Raw genomic sequence first — 16521 nt, 5'->3', positions numbered from 1 at the left:
TATTATGGCAAAAACTAAAACGCTCTATTACTGTCAAAGTTGTGGCGCTCAATACGCTAAATGGCAAGGCCAATGTAACGCGTGTAAAGAATGGAATACTTTAGCAGAAGAAATTGTAGAGAAGAAAACATCTAAACCCAGTTGGGATTCGCACACGCAAGATTCTCCTTTGAAAAGAAAGCAAAAGCCAACACGCATTGCTGACATTAAAGTTTCCGCTATTCAAAGAATGGAAACCAAAAATGAAGAATTTAATCGTGTTTTGGGTGGTGGCTTAGTGCCTGGTTCTGTCACACTTTTAGGAGGCGAGCCTGGTATTGGGAAAAGTACTTTGCTTTTACAGTTGTCACTTCAATTTAATGATAAAGTTCTTTATGTTTCAGGTGAAGAAAGCCAGCAACAAATCAAGTTGAGAGCAGAGCGAATTTCTGATAAAGAGAATAATTGTTATATTCTTTCAGAAACAAAAACACAGCATATTTTTAAACAAATCGGTGAAGTTCAACCTGATGTTTTAATCATAGATTCTATTCAAACACTTCATACAGACTATGTTGAAAGTTCACCAGGTAGTGTTTCTCAAGTGCGCGAATGTGCAGCCGAACTCATCAAATTTGCCAAAGAAACAAACACACCAGTTTTATTGATTGGTCACATTAATAAAGAAGGTAGTATCGCTGGACCAAAAGTTTTGGAACACATGGTTGATACTGTTTTACAATTTGAAGGCGACCGGAATTATGTTTACCGTATCTTACGAGCACACAAAAATCGTTACGGCTCAACACATGAACTTGGTATTTTTGAAATGCAGGCTTATGGTTTAAAAGAAGTCAAGAATCCTTCTGATTTATTGATTTCTAAAATTGACAATGGCTTAAGCGGAACTGCAATTGCCGCAACTTTAGAAGGTATCAGACCGCTGATGATTGAGATTCAAGCCTTAGTTAGCACAGCAGTTTATGGAACACCACAACGTTCCACTACGGGTTATCACGTCAAAAGATTAAACATGCTTTTGGCAGTTTTAGAAAAACGGGCTGGTTTTAAACTTGGCGCAAAAGATGTTTTCTTAAATATCACAGGTGGTATTCATGTTGATGATCCCGCGATCGATTTAGCTGTTGTTTCTGCAATTTTATCCTCAAATGAAGACGAAGCCATCCCAAATGATATTTGCTTTGCAGCAGAAGTCGGTTTGGCTGGAGAAATTAGGCCAGTCACGAGAATTGAGCAGCGTGTGATTGAAGCAGAGAAGTTAGGCTTTGGAAGAATTGTCGTTTCCAAACAAGCTAAATTACCGAAGACAAACTACGGAATTGAAATTTATAAAGTTTCTAAAATTCAGGATTTAGTTAAAATCTTATTTTAAAATTGTAATAATCTTATTTTTGAATTCGTTCAATAAGAAATAATGAAGCATGAGATATATAATGATTTTAGGTTTTTGTCTTTTGACGGCAAGCCATCAAGCACAAATCAACCCTGAAAATGAGCTGAGTAAACAGGAATTTCACGAGATTATTCAAGACTCAGTTAAGATTGTTTTTGAAGATTATAAAAAAACAATCCGTCTTGACTCTGTCTGGCAACAAGCTCTTTCAAGCTCTGATCTATTTGAGCAAATTCATGACGATGTCACTCAGAAGGATTTAGAAAGAGTTTCTATCAAATCTGTTGAAACTGAGGTTTTAAAAGAGCGTCTTAAGCGTCTGAATGAAAAAATGCCGTTTCATATTGAGTATAATCCTTCTTTAGAAAGCGTAATCAATTATTATCTCAGTCGAGGCCAAGTCAGTACAGAGCGTTTAATGAGTTTGAGTCGTTTTTACTTTCCGCTTTTCGAAAGAACCTTTGATAAATACGATATTCCTCTTGAGATGAAATATCTCGCATTGGTAGAGTCTGCTTTAAATCCTCGTGCTAAGTCAAGAGTTGGCGCCACGGGTTTATGGCAATTTATGTATACCACTGGTAAAATGTACGATTTGGATGTGAGCAGTTATGTTGATGAACGTATGGATCCTGTGGCTTCAACTGAAGCAGCTGCACAATATCTGAAAAAACTTCATAGCATGTTTAATGATTGGGATTTGGCGCTTGCTGCCTATAATTCTGGTCCTGGCAATGTTAACAAAGCGATAAGAAGAAGTGGCGGCGAAATTAATTACTGGAAACTCAGACGACACTTGCCTCGTGAAACAGCGGGTTATGTGCCATCATTCCAGGCAATGATGTATCTTTTTGAATATGCTGAAGAACACAACTTGGCACCAAATGAGCCTTCGCATGTATTCTATGCAACAGATACAATTCATACAAAAAAACTTATCAAGCTTGAACATGTTGCCACTGCAACTGATTTAGATTTAGAATATTTGAAATTTTTAAATCCAAGCTATAAGTTAGGCATTATTCCTTACGAAAAGGACAAAGAATATTATTTACGCTTGCCTTATCATGCTGTTGGTTTGTTTGTAGCAAATGAAAATAAAATTTATAATTACGCAGAAACACAAATTGCACGACAAGAAGAGCCTTTGCCTAAGTATTATAAAGCTGATGATAAAATAAGATACCGTGTTAGATCTGGTGATTATTTAGGTAAAATTGCTTCTAAATTTGGCGTTTATACAAGTCAAATTAAACGTTGGAATAATTTGAGATCTGACAGGCTAAAGATTGGTCAACGATTAACAATTTATCCGAAAAAACCAACGGCAGTTGTTGAGTCTTCACCTCAGAAAGAAAAGAAGAAACAAAAGTCTCTAAAGAAAAAATCTTCTTCAAATAGATCAACTTATATTGTTAAAAACGGAGATTCGCTTTGGAGTATTTCTCGTAAATTTCAAGATGTCACAATTGAAGATATTAAAAAACTTAATGATTTAAATACAAATCGTTTAAAACCAGGAATGACACTTCAGATTCGTAAAGGATAATATCAATTTTCTAAAAAACAGAAAGGCGCTTTCTTAATTGAAAACGCCTTTTTTTAATTAATCTTTCAGTGAAAGAATTAATCTTTTACACCAAAGAATTTTCTCAAAATATCTTCAAGTAAACACCATTTTGTAATTGAAGATTGTAACAAGTTAGCGCCTACAAAAGCTGTAAACCATAACCAATTAATATTGACATATACCGCAAGGAGAAGGCTGATTAGTACAAATGTACCAGCAATTCCTCTAACTAATCTATTTCTCATTTTTCTTTATTTTTAAAATTATTCGTACTTGTTTTTCATCATTAAGTAATACACCAATGGCACAATAAGTAGTGTCAAGAATGTAGAACCAATTGTTCCGCCCATTAACGAAATGGCAAGACCTTGGAAAATTGGGTCAAATAAAATCACGAACGCACCAATCACAACTGTTCCTGCTGTCAATAAAATTGGTGTTGTTCTCACAGCACCTGCTTCAATGACGGCTTGTTTTAAAGGAATGCCATCTGCTAATCTGATGTTGATAAAGTCAATTAGCAATACGGAATTCCGGACCATAATTCCTGCGAGAGCAATCATCCCAATAAATGAAGTTGCTGTAAAGAAAGCGCCCATGATCCAGTGACCTAAAATAATCCCAATCATTGATAAAGGTATTGCAACCATCATCACAATTGGTGTTTTGAAGTTCTGAAACCAACCGACAATTAACATGTAAATTATGATGATTACACCACCAAAAGCTAAACCTAAGTCTCTAAAAACTTCAAGTGTTATTTGCCATTCGCCATCCCATTTTACAGTGTAATTATTTGTGTTTTCAGGCTGACCTATGTAGAGCTCACTAAGTTCATAACCTTCTGGTAATTGAATTTCTTTCAGCTTTTCCTCCATGCCTAAGATCGCATAAACAGGGCTTTCAAGTTCACCAGCCATTTCAGCGGTTACATAAACAACAGACATCTGGTTTTTTCTGTATTTACTTGTCGGGATTTCACCTTCTTTAATCGTGACTAAATCACCAATAGGTATCATTTGACCTCTTTGTGATTTGATTTCAATTTGGTTTAAACCGTCAATATTTTTCTGTGTTTCATCAAGTTTTAAAACAATATCAACTTGCTCAGCTTTTTCAGGCATATACATTGCGCTTACGGCATCATTTCCTAGAGCGGTTCTTAAGCTATGAACAATTTGTTGTGTACTGATTCCTGCTTTTTGAGCTTTATCTTTATTGATATCGTAAGTGATTTCAGTTTGTGGCGCTTCAATTCGCCAGTCGATATCAACAACATCAGTTGTGTTTTTTAAGATGTCTTTGATTTCTTGTGCAATCCTGATTTGCTCTTCCTCATTTGGTCCATAAATCTCAGCTACAATAGTTGATAATACTGGTGGACCTGGTGGTACTTCAACAATTTTTGCATTGGCATTATGTTTTTCTGCAACTTTTTGAATTCCTGGTCGCATCAATTTAGCAATATCATGACTTTGTAAACTTCGCTCATTTTTATTTTTGATATTAACCTGAATATCTGCATGATGACTTTGTTGGCGCATATCATAATGACGCACCAAACCGTTGAAAGTTATTGGCGCCGCAGCTCCGATATAACTTTGGTAATTGACAACATATTCTTCTTGAGAAATATACTGCGTGATATCTTTTACAGCCGCAGAGGTTTCTTCAAGTGTACTTCCTTCAGGCATATCAACAATCACTTGGAATTCATTTTTGTTATCAAAAGGTAACATTTTTACCAAAACTGTTTCTGTGAAAAACAAAGCAATCGTTCCGAATAAAACAATAGCTGTCACGCCAATAGCAAGAAATGCTTTCTTCTTATTTTCTAAAAGAGGTCTCTCAAATTTATTGTAAATCTTGTAAATTCTAGTATCTTCAATCCCGCTTGTTTCATCTTCATCAACAGTCTGACTTGTTTTCTTTTGCTCTTTTCCTCTTAAGAAAATATAGCCCAAATAAGGAGTGATTGTTAGAGCAACAAAAAGTGATAAAATCATTGCAATGGAGGCACCAATTGGCATCGGACTCATGTAAGGTCCCATCATACCGCTAACAAATGCCATTGGTAAAACAGAAGCAATGACAGTGAAAGTCGCTAAAATTGTAGGATTTCCAACTTCGTTAATCGCATAAAGCGCTGCCTTTTTAAAAGGAAGCTTTCGCATTTTAAAGTGTCGGTGCATATTTTCTGCAATAATAATGGAGTCATCCACCACAATTCCTGTTACGAAAACCAAAGCAAAAAGTGTAATTCTATTTAAAGTATAATCGAGTAAATAATAGCTTAATAAAGTTAAAGCAAAAGTGATTGGCACTGATAAAAAGACGACCAAACCACCTCGCCATCCCATGGCTAACATCACAACCAAAGTGACGGCGATAATTGCACCGATGAGGTGAAGCATTAACTCAGAAACCTTATCAGAAGCTGTTTCTCCATAGTTACGAGTTACTTCAACTTTAACATCACTAGGAATGGTGTTTTGCTTTAAAAGCTCAATACGCTCCAAAATTTGGTCAGCGATATTCATTGCGTCAGCACCTTTTCTTTTAGCAACTGATAAAGTGACAGCAGGATACTCTGATGGATTTTCAACGATATTGCCATCACCAGCACCAAACCCAAAACTCGCATATTGATGAGGCGTTTCTGCCGTTAGTTCTACCGAAGCCACTTGATTAAGATAAATTGGCGTTTGGTTTTTCTGGCCAATAATTAATTTTTCAAGATCTTCTTTAGTTTCAAAAAAACCATTTGTCTTCACTCTAAACTCACGGTTGTTTTGACTGAAACTTCCTAACTGCATTTGCACATTATTGGCTGAAATTTGTTGCCTGATTTCTAAAGGATCAACTTCAGCAGAAGCCATCTTTGATGGATCTAAAACAATATTTAAAACCTCATCACGTCCACCAATAATATCAGTACGTGCGACATCAGTAATTTTTTTAACTTCATTCTCAACTTCTTGCATGATTTTCTTAAGCTGAAAATCATCATATTTATCGCTCCACAATGTGACTCCCATAATTGGGACATCATCAATAGATCTTGTTTTAACAAGAGGTTGTGTGATACCATGCGGCATTTTATCCATATGCTTCATGATTTCGTTATAAAGCTTGACGTAAGAACGCTCAACATCTTCACCAACGTAAAACTGAACAATCATCATCCCTTGACCAGGAAGTGCAGAAGAATGAACAAATTTAACGCCAGTTACGTTTGAAACTATTTTTTCGAGTGGAGCAATCACCCTCGACTCAACTTCACTTGGTGTTGCGCCAGGATAACCCACAAAAATATCTGCCATTGGCACATCGATTTGTGGCTCTTCTTCACGTGGAATTAAAAACGAGCTGTAAACACCAATAACCATAAACACGACCATCAATAAAATGGTCAGTTTTGAGTTTAAAAAACCTTTGGCAATTTTGCCAGCAATACCTTCTTTCATGATATTTTATTTAAGACGAATTGGAGCGCCGTTATACAATCTTGACTCTGCATTGAGAATATAAACATCATCTTCAGAAATACCAGAAATGACTTCAACCATGTCGCCTTGTTTTTTCCCGAGTCGTAACCAATTTAAAATTGCTGTATTTGAACTACTGATTGTATAAACACCTTGTAATTCACCTTGACTGACAATTGCATCATACTGAATCATTATTTGAGAGCCAGTTGATGAACTTTTTTCAATTTTAAAATCAATATTAGCATACATGCCAGATTTAATGCCTTCTGGGTTTTCATTTAAAATAACTTTGACAACATATTGTCCATTTGTTTGAGATGCAGAACCAGCAACTTCTGAAACTTTCCCCGTTGCTTTTAAGCTAAGGCTTGAGATGTAAACATCAACTTCATCACCTGTATTGATATTTGAAATTTGTGATTCTGATACGCTTGTACGAACTTCAAATTTCGAAGGATTTTCTATGGTTAATAAAGGTTCGCCAGGTTTGGCTAAATTTCCAACTTCTGCATAAATATTAGTGACCACACCATCAAAAGCAGCTTGCAAATTTGTGTAAGCAAACTGAGATTGAATTTCGGCTTTCATCTGTTGCGCCGCTTCTTGATTTGCTTTTGCCATATTGTAAGCTGTCTCAACATTATCAAATTCTTTTTGGCTAATGCTGTTCTTTTTTAATAAATTTTGATAGCGTTCATAATCCCGTTTAGCATTTTTAAAATTGGCTTCAGCTTTATTGATTTGTGCCGCAACTTGTGCTTTTTTAGCACTTAATTCTTGGCTGTTGATACGAATGAGCTGTTGCCCTTTCTTTATTTTTTGACCAACTTCAACAGGGATTTCTTCAATGTAACCCATCATTCTTGTGCTCATTGTTGCTTGATCAAGCGCCTTGATTTGTCCGCTTGTACTGATAAATGAAGAGTTTGATGCTTTAACTGTTGCTGTTTCAACTGTAATTGGATCTTTCTGTTGTTTTGTTGTTTCTTTATTTTCCTTTTCGCCACAGCTCATAAAGCTGACGATGAAAATGAATGCAACTGATTTTATTAAAGATTTTGTCATGATTAGGGTTTGTTTATTTTGTTAAAAAACTGAGGTAATATGAAGTATAATTGTGTTTGAAGATAGCATTAAAATGCTTCAGTTGTTGCTGAGAGTATTTTGCTTCGGCATCTAAAACTTCAGTTGATTTCTCTAAACCTTCAGCAAATCGATCTTGCTTAATACGCAGAGATTCTTGAGCCTGTTCAACTGAAATTGCTGTTGTTTTAACTTCGTTTAAAGCATCTTTATATTCGCGTTTTGCTTTTTGTAAAGCTAGCTTTGATTCGTCTTTATAATTCTGAAGTTCCATTTCGGCCATTTGTAATTCGGCTTTTTTGGCTTTTATTTTTCCAATACGTTGAGCGCCTTCAAAAATGTTCCATTTTAGCTGGGCACCAATGAGGTACCCATTAGCATCAGCTTGAAAAAACTCATCATCATAAAGTTCATAACTTCCAAAAGCGTTGAGGCTTGGCAAATAAGTCATTTGTGAGGCTTTTAGCATTTTTTCTCTTGCTTTTACAGCATGTGTCATCGCCTGAATATCTTCTCTTTCATCTTTGACTTTTGCAGAATTCAATTCATTTAAATCAGCATTGAGTTTCAAATCCTCAATAGGTTTTAAGGTTAATTCCTCATCAGATTGAATGACAAATTTGAGAAAATCAGAGGCATTTTCGATTTGACTTTCTGCGTGAACCAATTGATTTTCAAGTTCACTAACACGGATTTTGACATCTAAAATATCAGCTTTTTGAATCAAACCTTCTTCAAGAAAATTCTCTGCATTAGTTTGGTGTTTTTGAGCCGTATTAAGAGCAAGTTCAATGACATCACGTTGCTTGTAAGCCATTTGCAATTGCATATAGGCTTTACGTGTTTCGAGTTTCATAAAGTCTTTAAAGCGTTCGCCTTGCAATTCAGTTGCTGTCACTTTGAGTTTAGCAGCACGTCTTTCGTAAAACTTATCAACATTAATTAAAGGTTGTTCTACGCTAATCACGGTGGCAAAATTATTTATCCCGTCAGGATCGTTAAGTAAAGCAGGATTAAAGTCATTTTGCGTTAAAACTTCTTGATTAAGTTTTGAACCAAATGCCATCAACGGATTTGTTGTTCGCGTTGCGGTATAACTTGCTGAAATGCGAGGTAAAAACACCGCGGAAGACTGAAAATAGTCAGCCTTGGCTTTAGCAGTTTCTTTGTCAGCCATTAGAATCTTTAAATTTTTTGATTCTAATTCACTCAGAATATCGTCTTCTGAAATAAGCTTCACTTCTTGAGCAAATGCGGTTGAGCCCATTAAGATCAACAATAATGTAAGAATTCTATTTTGCATGATTTATTTATTATCACTGCAAAAATACAAGCTAAGTTTAATGCTGACAGTAACATAAGTTACCGAGCGATTGAGGAGTGTTTGACCAGAAATAGCAGTCAAAAAGATTTGTTGAAAAGATATAAGCTAGAGAAAAATCATATTTTTGCCTGACGATAAAATTAATTTTATGATCTCTCTTTCTGAAGAAAATTATCTCAAATCAGTTTACCACTTGGAAGAAAATCATCCAGATGGTGTGAGTACAAATGCAATTGCAGAGCAGATTGACAGTAAAGCTTCTTCGGTAACTGATATGCTGAAAAAATTATCAGAGAAAAAATTAGTCGTTTATAAGAAATATAAGGGTGCAAAATTAACAGAAATCGGAAGAGTAGCAGCTTTAGAAGTGATCAGAAAACATCGTTTATGGGAAGTTTTTTTGGTTGATAAACTGAACTTTTCCTGGGATGAAGTTCATGAAGTTGCTGAACAACTCGAACACATAAAATCAAAAAAATTAACTCAAGAATTGGATAAATTCCTTGATTTTCCGAAGCGAGATCCGCATGGAGATCCGATTCCTGATGCTGAAGGAAATTTAAAAGTGGCTCAGAAAACACTTTTATCAAAACTAAATGTGAAAGATTCAGGAACTTTGATAGGTGTTAAAGATACAAGCTCTGAATTTTTAAAATATCTTGATAAAAACGGACTTATATTAGGTGAGAAGATTGAAGTTCTTGATAAAGAAAACTTTGATAACTCAATGTTGATTAAACTTAAAGATAAAGACTTACGTGTTTCTCTCATGGTTTCGTCTAATATTTATATTAAGAACTAATTTTCAGTGATTGATTTATTGCTTAGCATTAAGCTGATGATAAATCCTAAACCAAGTAAAATTGTCCCGGCAATATAAGTCCGAGAACCGATCAGCTCTGGTGTATTTGCATAATAATCTCTGATAAAAGCTGCAACTTGTGGTCCGACAATTCCACCAATTGACCATGCTGTAAGAATTACGCCGTAAACAACAGGCATTAATTTAGCGTGGAAAACATCGAGAACGTAAGATGGCATTGCACCAAAACCACCACCATAGCACAATAATACATAACAAACAAGCGCGCCGAAAATCCAAGGGTTTTCTGTGTAAATCATGAGAATAAATACGATAATTTGTGAAGCCAGAAAGAGTCTAAAAACCTGTATTCTTCCTATTTTATCAGAAATGCCTCCCCAAAAAAATCGTCCAACACCATTAAATAATGAGCTGATTGCAATCAAGCTTGCACCAGCAATAGAAAGCTCTTCAGCAGAAATTGATGCATCTTTTAAGAGAAGCAAATCCTGAATCATTGGCGATTGTAAACTGATGAACATAATGCCAGCAGAAATATTTAGAAAAAAGATCAGCCACATGCCCAGGAATTTTTTTGAAAGTAAACTGCTTTTTAAGCTCAAATCATGTCCTGATTCTTGTTGATGGCTTTCATAACTTTCTGGTTGATAGTCATCTGGAATAAAACCTTCAGGTGGATTTTTCATACATAACCCAGCCATAGTCCCTAAAATAATAAGACAGATTGAAATGTATATGAAAACTTCAATGATATTGTCATTTGCAATTTCTAAAAATAGAGGCGCAATTAATTTTGACATCACAAGTGCGCCGAGTCCAAAACCCATCACGACCATACCTGTCACCAAGCCTTTTTTGTCAGGAAACCATTTTGAAACAGTTGCCACTGGTGTCACATAGCCTAAACCTAAACCAATGCCACCAATCGCACCAAAGCCAATGTAAAATAGAGTTAAACTTTGAATTTGCATGGCATAGGCGCTGACGAGATAACCTAAACCGTAGAGTAATGCGCCAATCGTTGCTAGTTTTTTAGGGCCAAACTTTGGAAGAATCCGACCACCGACAGCAGCGGATAAACCCAGAAAAAGAATTGAGATACTGAAAATCCACATGGTTTCAACATTGCTCCAGCCGTATACTAACATAATAGGTTTCTGGAAAAAACTCCAAGCGTAAACGGTTCCTAAAATAACTTGAAGTAGTGTTGCCATGATGGCAATAAACCAGCGATTTGACTTTGATTGACTCATTTTAAGTTTTATGATTTCAAAAGATTTTATCTCAACCTACCTTCAGGAAATTGAACTTTTTCAGGGGCGGCATTCAACATTGGCAAAGCTTTTTTAAGAATTCTGTTTCTTCGGCCTGTTGTGTCATAAGGTTCAACTGGGTATGATACTACGGCTTCCATCCAGGCATAAATGTTATTTCTGAAATAAACAGCAGGCTTTCTTTTTTTATGCTGATTGCTTGAAAGATGTGGATATTTTTCTTTAAAATCTTCTGAAGCAGCTTTAAGTAAGCATTTTTCAACAAAATCGATATCACTTGTATAAGCGATTTGTACAGCGATTTCATTCCAAATAAACGGGATGTCAGGTCCAGAATAGTTTGTAATTTCTTCTTTTAAAATTAAGCTATTCGGAAATCTGACAATTCTGCCACTTTTTCTGTCGTTGCCTAAATAGTCTCCACTGCATTCTTCAATAGTCGTGTCTAAGTAACTGATTTCAATCACATCGCCTCTAAAATCTTTAATTTGAATACGGTCGCCAACTAAATATGAACGTTTAAATATGAGATAAACCCAAGCGATAAATGAAGCGATTGGCGCTTGCAAAGCAAAACCTATAATTAAGGAGAATAAACCAAAACTAACCGCTGCTGCATATAAATTTTGGAAAAGGAAAGCCGTAATGACAATTATGATAAAAAAAACAGCTAATAATCTTGTGATACGAATTAAATTGTACCGATCTCCTTCAAGTTGATTCTGTTTGTTAACTCTGTTTTCAACTAATTTACTGATTAGTAAAATTAAGGCGATGAGAAATAAGCTGATGCTCAACTTTTTCATGAAGGGAATGTACTCACGCCAAGAGCCGAAAATGATGAAATTTAATAAATAATGTAAAAGAATTAATAGCATTGCCGTGATGCCATAAATCGCGATTGAACGTTTATCTTTTTGTTTTTCCTTCATAGTCCAGTTCTGTTTGATGTGTGAAAATAAGACATCTATTTAAAATAGTTGTCCTAAACCTTCACGACATTGCTATGTGTGTCTAAATAATAATCAAAAAAATAAATTATATTGAATTAAATTTTATATTTGAAGGTTTGATTGTTTGAAATTTAACACTATGAAGAAAGGCAAAGATTTTATTTTTTCTTTTAATAATTACTTTAGTGTGGCTTTAGAAAATGTAGCACAAGTCATGACTATATTGATCTGTTTGTCTTTTGGGAATTTAACTGCTCAAAATAACTCTTCATTATATGATAGAATTTGGGGTACTTATTATGGATCTTATACAACAAAGTCTGTTTCAAGCGCAATAGATTCTGATGGAAACATTTATATGTTATCTGAGGTTTGGGCTTTAAATATGGAAACAGAAGCTGCTAACTACATAACATCAGGAGCACACCAAACAACTTATGGAGGAGGTGAATCAGATATTTTGCTTAGCAAATTTGATTCCGAAGGGAGTTTAATTTGGTCTACTTTTTTCGGTGGTGAAGGCGGTGATTGGCCAACAGACATAACTTTGTATAATGATAATTTATATATTGTAGGTTCAACAAGCAGTTCAACAGGGATGACAACAACTGGTTCTTTTCAAGAGTTCATGGTTGACATGGAACCAATAACTATTCCGCGTTATACTTCAGGGTTTTTAACAAAATTTTCTTCTTCAGGAAATTTGATTTGGTCAACTTATATAGATGGCGAGCGTATGGAAGCCATCTCTAGTGTTACCGTGGAAAATGGACAGGTGTTTATAACAGGAAATACAAATTCTACTTCGCATTTAACCACTGTTGGAAGCTTTCAAGAAAACGTTATTTTTACAGATGTGCATAATCAAAGAGTTGGTTTGATTATGAAGTTTAATGAAAATGGAGAACGAGTCTGGGGAACATATTATGGATCGGGTGCAGTTAATGATATAGTATCAGATTTAAGCGTAGATTCATCAGGAAATCTTTTTGTTGTTGGTACAACAGAAGATGCGACAGGTTACTTTTCAACTACAGATGCTTATCAAATGCAAAATAATGGTAATAGAGATATTTTTGTCTCAAAATTCTCATCTTCTGGTAGTCGTTTGTGGAGCACTTATTATGGAGGTGATGAAAATGATAAAGGTCAAAATATTATTGTATTACAGAATAATATTTATGTTTCAGGAGCTAGTGAAAGTGCCACTAACATTGCCAGTTCAGGAAGTTATCAAGAAAACTTAATTGGATCACATAGCAACATGATTTTCTTAAAGATGGATGGTGAAACATACGATAGAATTTGGTGCACTTATTATGGTGCAAATGGTATGATTCCTTTTAATTTAAGTTATAACAGTTCATCAGAGGCTTACGAGTTTTGGCTCACTGGTACTACAAACTCTTATGAACATATCTCTACAGATGGTGCTTATCAAGAACAACCTAATCCGAATACAGGTGGAGCAAATCATGATGGGTATTTTGCAAAATTTTCAGATGATGGAAACTTATCTTATGCTAGTTATTATGGTGGAGAAAAAAGAGATGCAATTACGAAGGTGCTTCCTATGAATGATGAAGATGGTTTTTACTTAACAGGAACAACTATGAGTTACAATGCTATAGCAACATCTAATGCTTACCAATCTGAATTACCTGACGGTAATAATCCTACAAATTCTTTTTTAATTAAATTTATGCAGAAAAGGATGGGTGTGGAAGATCATCAGCATCAGAAATTGAGCTTGTGGCCTAATCCCACAGATGGTCAATTTACTGTGGAAGGAAAGAATTTTGGAGAAATGCAAATATCTATATTCGACCTCATGGGTAGAGAGGTTTTTACTCAAAATAAAGTAAAAATAGGACAGCCAATTCATTTGCTAGATCAGCTCTCATCTGGGGTTTATATTGTGAAGCTTAAAGCTGAAGACCATAGACTTAACACAATAAAATTATCAGTGAAGTAGATTAAATGCTTCAATTAATTTATGAAGGCGTTTTTTTAAATGTCTAAAAGATTGAAACTAATTTATTACAACACCCAGTTTTGTGAAGCTAATTTTGGAATGTTATATTTGTAACAAATCTATAAAATTATGTTTTCACCTCAAGCAAATGACATCTTTCAGGAAGTCATCAAAACCTATCACATCAAAGATGATGTGGCTCAAGAATTTTCAAACCCTTACGATCAAAAAACAGATCTACTTTCGCATTTACTATACAGAAAATGCTGGATTGATACTGTGCAATGGCATTATGAAGATTTAATCCGTGATCCAGAAATCAATGCTGATGATGCTTTGGTTTTAAAAAGAAAAATTGATGCTTCCAATCAAGACCGAACTGATACAGTTGAGTTTATTGATAGTTATTTCTTAGAAAAATACAAAGAGGTGAAACCTAAAGCTGATGCTAAAATAAACACTGAAAGTCCGGCTTGGGGTATTGATCGATTGTCAATTTTAGCACTCAAAATTTATCACATGCAAGAAGAAGCTGAGCGTAAAGATGCTTCTAAAGCACATATTGCTTCTTGTCAAGCAAAATTGGATGTTCTTTTAGAGCAACGTGAAGATTTATCAACCGCGATTGATCAACTTTTGGAAGATATTGAAAAAGGTGAAAAGTATATGAAAGTCTATAAGCAGATGAAGATGTACAATGATGATGAAATGAACCCTGTATTAAGAAGTAAAAAATAATGACAAAACACCAACATCTTCTGATTATCAGGTTATCTGCTATGGGAGATGTTGCCATGACAGTTCCTGTAATAGAAGCTTTGCTTCAACAACATCCTGATATCAAGGTGACTGTTGTAAGTAAAGCTTTTTTCTGTCAATTATTTCATCATTTACCAAATGTCAAGACTGTTGAGGTTGACACAAAGAAAAAACACAAAGGTGTTGTCGGTTTATGGCGTTTGGCACAAACTTTACATCAATTAAAGCCAACGCATGTGGCCGATTTTCATAACGTTTTAAGATCAAAAATAGTTTGCGGTTTTCTTAAAATTCTCGGTCATGATTATGTGAAAATTGACAAAGGAAGAAAAGCAAAAAAACGCTTAACGCGAACTCAAAATAAAGTTTTTTTAAAACTGAAGTCGACACATTGTCGTTATGCAGATGTTTTAGAAAAACTTGGTTTTTATATTGATTTTAATGCTTTTTATCTCAACCATCAACTTCCCATTGATCAGCAAGTTAAAGAAGAATTGAAACTCGATTTTTCTAAAAAAATTATCGGTATTGCACCTTTTGCAGCACATGAGCCAAAACAATATCCTTTAGCTTTAATGCAGGAAGTTATTGAGAGTTTACAAAATAAAAATTATCAAATTTTGCTTTTTGGCGGAGGAAAGAATGAAGTTATTAAGTTAAAAAAACTAGAAAACAAATTCTCTGGATGCACATCAGTAGCAGGTAAATTTTCTTTTGTGCAAGAATTACAAATAATTTCCAACCTTGATTTAATGATTTCCATGGATAGCGGAAACGGGCATTTGGCTGCCATGTTTGGTGTGCGTGTTGTGACTATCTGGGGAGCGACACACCCTTATGCTGGATTTGCACCTTTTAATCAGAAAAGAATTCAGCAGATTTTACCAGATTTAGAGCGTTATCCACTATTACCAACTTCGGTTTATGGCAACAAAATGATTGAAGGTTATGAGAATGTCATGTTTTCAATAGATCCGAAAGAAATCATTGAAACAGCTGAAGAAGAATTGATATAAAAAAAGCTGCTTCAAATAAATGAAACAGCTTCTTAGTAATTTTTTAGCCGCTAAAGCTTATTTATGCTCAGCATATCTTTTGGCAACTTCATCCCAGTTAATCACATTAAAGAATGCTTCAATATAATCAGGACGTCTGTTTTGGTAGTTTAAGTAATATGCATGTTCCCAAACATCAACACCTAAAATCGGCATTCCTGAGCAGCCAACATTTGGCATTAATGGGTTATCTTGATTTGGCGTTGAGTGAATTTCTAATTTTCCACCTTCATTTACGCAAAGCCAACCCCAACCTGATCCAAATTGTGTTGCTGCAGCTTTAGAGAATTTATCTTTAAAATCTTCAAAAGAACCAAAAGCATCATCAATTGCTTTAGCTAATTCACCGCTAGGTTTTCCGCCTCCGTTTGGCGACATAACTTTCCAGAATAAACTGTGGTTGTAAAATCCACCGCCATTATTTCTTACAGCTGTATTTGATAAATCTAAGTTTCTAAGAATTTCTTCAATTGATTTCCCTTCTAAATCAGTTCCTTCAATTGCGTTATTTAATTTTGTTGTATAACCATTGTGATGCTTGCCATGGTGTATTTCCATCGTTTTTGCATCAATATGTGGTTCTAATGCATCATGTGCATAATCTAATTTTGGTAGTTCAAAAGCCATAATAATATTTTTTAAGTTCAATATATTAAACTCAAATGTAAGCATAAGAGTCAAGTTTTTAAATTATTTCATGTTATAAAATCCTTAAAATGGACGCTGTCTAGGTTCACTTTTTTAAGCAGATTGATTTTATTGAACAATAATGAAATTAAAAAAGTCGTGTCATCCTAGATTTCGTCAGCTCTTCGTATCTT

The 16521-nt window shown here is 34.8% G+C and carries 13 protein-coding genes; 6 read left to right on the top strand and 7 right to left on the bottom strand.

What is annotated here, in order from left to right; genetic code table 11:
• Nucleotides 1-4 precede the first annotated feature (4 nt).
• Both radA and BLV84_RS01350 read left to right on the top strand, forming a co-directional pair.
• Nucleotides 5-1372: a DNA repair protein RadA gene (gene radA, locus BLV84_RS01355; protein ID WP_093238351.1), complete on the top strand. Its 1368-nt coding sequence runs from the start codon at nt 5-7 to the stop codon at nt 1370-1372.
• A gap of 49 nt (nt 1373-1421) precedes the next feature.
• A complete protein-coding gene (locus tag BLV84_RS01350) occupies nt 1422-2942 on the top strand; it encodes a lytic transglycosylase domain-containing protein (protein WP_093238348.1) in 1521 nt (506 codons plus the stop codon).
• 77 nt (nt 2943-3019) lie between these two features.
• On the opposite strand, the gene BLV84_RS01345 is transcribed toward BLV84_RS01350, so the two are convergent.
• From BLV84_RS01345 to BLV84_RS01330, 4 genes are read right to left on the bottom strand one after another with little or no spacing between them, the layout of a single operon-like run.
• Complete coding sequence (locus BLV84_RS01345; RefSeq protein ID WP_093238345.1) at nt 3020-3208, bottom strand: YgaP family membrane protein; 189 nt, start codon at nt 3206-3208, stop codon at nt 3020-3022.
• An 18-nt stretch (nt 3209-3226) separates the two neighbouring features.
• Nucleotides 3227-6430 (bottom strand): efflux RND transporter permease subunit, encoded by a 3204-nt coding sequence (locus BLV84_RS01340; RefSeq protein ID WP_093238342.1) that lies wholly within the window; start codon nt 6428-6430, stop codon nt 3227-3229.
• 6 nt (nt 6431-6436) lie between these two features.
• Entirely contained in the window at nt 6437-7519 is a 1083-nt protein-coding gene (locus tag BLV84_RS01335) for an efflux RND transporter periplasmic adaptor subunit (RefSeq protein ID WP_093238339.1), read from the bottom strand.
• A 13-nt stretch (nt 7520-7532) separates the two neighbouring features.
• Nucleotides 7533-8840 (bottom strand): TolC family protein, encoded by a 1308-nt coding sequence (locus BLV84_RS01330; protein ID WP_093238336.1) that lies wholly within the window; start codon nt 8838-8840, stop codon nt 7533-7535.
• Between the two features lie 169 nt (nt 8841-9009).
• On the opposite strand from BLV84_RS01330, the gene BLV84_RS01325 reads away from it, so the two are divergent.
• Nucleotides 9010-9663, top strand: coding sequence for a metal-dependent transcriptional regulator (locus BLV84_RS01325; protein ID WP_093238333.1), 654 nt, complete (start codon nt 9010-9012; stop codon nt 9661-9663).
• Here the strand turns inward: BLV84_RS01325 and BLV84_RS01320 are convergent.
• Both BLV84_RS01320 and BLV84_RS01315 read right to left on the bottom strand, forming a co-directional pair.
• The gene (locus BLV84_RS01320; protein WP_093238330.1) at nt 9660-10937 is read right to left on the bottom strand and encodes an L-lactate MFS transporter; all 1278 of its coding nucleotides are present in this window, start codon (nt 10935-10937) and stop codon (nt 9660-9662) included. The two genes, BLV84_RS01325 and BLV84_RS01320, sit on opposite strands and share 4 nt — an antisense overlap.
• A 26-nt stretch (nt 10938-10963) precedes the next feature.
• Entirely contained in the window at nt 10964-11890 is a 927-nt protein-coding gene (locus tag BLV84_RS01315) for a mechanosensitive ion channel family protein (RefSeq protein ID WP_093238327.1), read from the bottom strand.
• Between the two features lie 160 nt (nt 11891-12050).
• On the opposite strand from BLV84_RS01315, the gene BLV84_RS01310 reads away from it, so the two are divergent.
• The 3 genes from BLV84_RS01310 to BLV84_RS01300 all read left to right on the top strand — a co-directional run bounded on the left by BLV84_RS01310 (nt 12051) and on the right by BLV84_RS01300 (nt 15661).
• Nucleotides 12051-13886 (top strand): T9SS type A sorting domain-containing protein, encoded by a 1836-nt coding sequence (locus tag BLV84_RS01310; protein ID WP_093238324.1) that lies wholly within the window; start codon nt 12051-12053, stop codon nt 13884-13886.
• A 129-nt stretch (nt 13887-14015) separates the two neighbouring features.
• Entirely contained in the window at nt 14016-14624 is a 609-nt protein-coding gene (locus BLV84_RS01305) for a DUF4254 domain-containing protein (RefSeq protein ID WP_093238321.1), read from the top strand.
• A complete protein-coding gene (locus BLV84_RS01300) occupies nt 14624-15661 on the top strand; it encodes a glycosyltransferase family 9 protein (protein WP_093238318.1) in 1038 nt (345 codons plus the stop codon). Before BLV84_RS01305 ends, BLV84_RS01300 begins: the two co-directional genes overlap by 1 nt.
• A 57-nt stretch (nt 15662-15718) precedes the next feature.
• Here BLV84_RS01300 and BLV84_RS01295 read toward each other — a convergent pair whose 3' ends face one another.
• Nucleotides 15719-16327, bottom strand: a complete 609-nt coding sequence (locus BLV84_RS01295; protein WP_093238315.1) for a superoxide dismutase — start codon at nt 16325-16327, stop codon at nt 15719-15721.
• Between the last annotated feature and the right edge of the window lie 194 nt (nt 16328-16521).

Source organism: Psychroflexus halocasei (genome assembly GCF_900107595.1).
Classification (GTDB): Bacteria; Bacteroidota; Bacteroidia; order Flavobacteriales; family Flavobacteriaceae; genus Psychroflexus; species Psychroflexus halocasei.
The sequence above is the reverse complement of the archived record's forward strand: the minus strand, read 5'-3'. Positions and strand labels throughout refer to the sequence as shown.